The 2,010-nt window shown below is 29.8% G+C and carries 2 protein-coding genes; both read right to left on the bottom strand.

The window, feature by feature from the left end:
• Window positions 1-243: 243 nt before the first annotated feature.
• Window positions 244-885 (bottom strand): DUF6000 family protein, encoded by a 642-nt coding sequence (locus tag AO58_RS0116710; protein ID WP_024982773.1) that lies wholly within the window; start codon window positions 883-885, stop codon window positions 244-246.
• Between the two features lie 191 nt (window positions 886-1,076).
• Window positions 1,077-1,901, bottom strand: a complete 825-nt coding sequence (locus AO58_RS0116705; protein WP_024982772.1) for a hypothetical protein — start codon at window positions 1,899-1,901, stop codon at window positions 1,077-1,079.
• Window positions 1,902-2,010 lie beyond the last annotated feature (109 nt).

Below are 2,010 nucleotides of genomic sequence, written 5' to 3'. Positions count from 1 at the left end.
GAGCTTGATTTGCGTCGGCACGCTAGCTAGTTCATTATTATTTTTTCAGTTGCAAAACGTCTGGTTGATGTCGGCTGTGTCTTTTCAACGGAGCTATACACCCTAACGTTCTGGTACTACAGCGGGTTTGGGACTAAATTAAGCCCATTCTTCGGATTTGCCAAATCATCCCAAATACAAAACCAACTCTCCATTAAGCCTATTACCCAAATCCGTTGTAGTAGCTGTTGGCGGTAGTATTTACTATTTATGGTCTTTAACTTTGTTTATAAACTCGATATAGTTTTCCAAATATTCGGTGTTAATTTCTGCGTTCCAATTTGGTTTGTCATGAATAAACTTCAGCCAATTTGTTTTGTGCTTGTCAATTAAGTTGCTGTTATTTATTTTGTCAATGTAAGCTAAAGCTTCCATAGCTTCACTTTGGTCAAACCAAAGTTCGCTTTTGGATAAATAATAATCTAAATAGTCTTCTAAATATTCTATTGATTTTTTGTTGTTTAAGCAAGCAAACATATAAGCGTAAATTCGTCCAGCGTAACAAACTTCGCTTTTTAGGAAATGTACACCAATAATGTCTATTAAATCTGAATAGTCGTTAATTATTGCGAAGAATGCACCAGTTTGTCTAGTTCTCCAGTTAAAATCTCCAAGCAGTTTTATAACATCTTTTTTAGTTATTTTCTTTTTTGCCTCTAATAATAGCTCAAACCATTCTAGATTAGTTTGTTCTAGATTCATATAAAAAGGAACAGCCCAAGTTTTAATAAATTCGGGAGTTAATTCTTTTTCGTTTTTGAAAGAAATTAGATTTTCAAAAGTAGATTTATGCCTTACAGTTGCACCAAGTGAATGAAGTCGGATTTGTTCGTTTAGATTTTCCATTGATTAGTTCAATTCTGTTGGATTTTTACTTTGATATTTTTGGCTAATATTACCGCCAACGTTCTCGCGCTACAAGCAGTTTGGGACTAAATTAAGCCCTATTTTCGGATTTGCCAAATCTTTCCAAATACAAAACCAATTTTAAATTAAGCCAAATCCCCAAATTGCTTGTAGCGTGTGTTAGCTGATGTTTATTCATACTTTAGCAGAATTTCATCTATATTATCTATTAGAGATTTCGTGTTGTTAATTAACAATTCTAATTCAATTTTCTTTTTAGCTAAATGTCTTTCAATTGTTGTCGTTCGTCTCTTTTTTGGCACGTCAATAAAAACCATATTGTTTTTATCAGTAGGATATTTAAATGATATTTGTAAAGGTGTATGTTTATAAATAAAATTGACTCTATTATAAATATTTAAAATTACGTTAAAGTCTTTAGGCTCTTTATTGAAAATTTTCAGATAACTTGATAAATTATTTGATTTAAAAATTTGGTCATTGAAGTCAACGTGATCATTGTAGTATTTTATGTTTGTATCTTCTAATTCTTCTAGACATTTACGAATTTCAATAATGATCCTTTCTGCACCAGGTTTTATTCTTACATTTAAATCATATAGAATAACTTTTTTAAGCGTTTCAAGATTTTCAAGTTCTTTATTTTTTTCAATATTTATTTCTTCAGTAAGTATATCATTGGATTTTTTTTGTTCTTTGAAAGCAATATATACAAGTATCGCAGCAATTCCGTTTATGAATGGAGAAGTTATACCACCAATTGTATCACCAATTTCTCCTGTATCACTAAAATTATATTCTTTAAAAACTGACCTTGTAAAAAGATAGGGAATAAGAAAAACTATTATTAGAATTATTACTATTATTCCAATAGTATCGTTATTGTCTTTCGATTCTATTTTTTTTAAGTTTTTTAAAGTCTTTATTAATAGGAAATTATGTCTGAAAAGAATAATTATAATTATAAAAGATAGACATATGAAAATTGTTGTCATTTGTTATGTAAGGTTGTTAAATTCTCAGTTTTTTTGTAAATATCAGCTAACGTTCTCGCGCTACACGCGGTTTGGGACTAAATTAGCGTTATTTTTCTGATTAGCCAAA

The organism is Flavobacterium succinicans LMG 10402 (assembly GCF_000611675.1).
GTDB classification, from domain to species: domain Bacteria; phylum Bacteroidota; class Bacteroidia; order Flavobacteriales; family Flavobacteriaceae; genus Flavobacterium; species Flavobacterium succinicans.
Note: the sequence above shows the minus strand (reverse complement) of the source record. Positions and strands in the feature narration are given on the sequence as shown.

Coding starts and splice junctions, on each gene's coding strand:
- AO58_RS0116710 (WP_024982773.1), bottom strand. CDS start 885: ATGGAAAATCTAAACGAACAAATCCGACTTCATTCACTTGGTGCAACT.
- AO58_RS0116705 (WP_024982772.1), bottom strand. CDS start 1,901: ATGACAACAATTTTCATATGTCTATCTTTTATAATTATAATTATTCTT.